Here is a 688-nt window from a genome sequence, read left to right as displayed (position 1 = left end):
GTAAAATTACCCACCAAGACATTGGTACGCTTATGGCGTTGGTGATCCTTGGCGGCATGTTGGTTCAACCTATGGTGACCACATTAAACAAATACATGAGCCGAACAGTCTTAATGGCGTTTTTCTGTATTTTGGGTATTTTCTCTATCGGTTTGACGTTCATCTCTACGTCTACCGCAGTGTTGGCGGCGTCGCTTTTCCTATTGGGCATGGCCACGTTTGCTCTATACCCAGTGGCAATCAACCTCGGCTGTGAAGGACTTGATGAACGCTTTATTGTCTCTGCAACTCAAGTCATGCTGTTTAGCTACAGCGTAGGCTCAGTAGCAGGCCCAGTAGTCGCAGACAAATTTATGGGCCAAGTACACGGCTTGTTGGGTTACTTGTTTGCGGCTTTGGTAGCGACATGCGTTTACATGTTGCTTGCAGCGAGCAAAACCAAACAGCAAATGGCTGCGGGCCTATAAAGCTAAAACAACCAAATGACCATTGAAAACGAGGGCTATCTGCCCTCGTTTTTTTATGCGTTTTCCATTAACTGCTTTCGATAACGTGTTGGTGAAATGCCGTAGAACTTCTTAAATCGATGCGTAAAGTTGTACGGGTCTCGGTATCCCAATCTATTGGCAATCATCGCAATTGACCACGCCCGGTATTGCAACAAGTCCGCAGCTTTGTGCATTCGCAG

Annotated in this window: 1 protein-coding gene and 1 pseudogene; one reads left to right on the top strand and one right to left on the bottom strand. The window is 46.5% G+C overall.

What is annotated here, in order from left to right:
- Positions 1-467 (top strand): annotated as a pseudogene (locus R7R78_RS26540) (MFS transporter); the annotation flags it as partial.
- A 53-nt stretch (positions 468-520) separates the two neighbouring features.
- On the opposite strand, the gene R7R78_RS26535 reads toward R7R78_RS26540, so the two are convergent.
- Positions 521-688, bottom strand: a 168-nt coding sequence (locus tag R7R78_RS26535) for a helix-turn-helix domain-containing protein (protein WP_225474663.1), incomplete at its 5' end; no start/stop codon positions are given.

It is taken from the genome of Vibrio sp. 2134-1 (assembly GCF_033339495.1).
The sequence above is the reverse complement of the archived record's forward strand: the minus strand, read 5'-3'. Positions and strand labels throughout refer to the sequence as shown.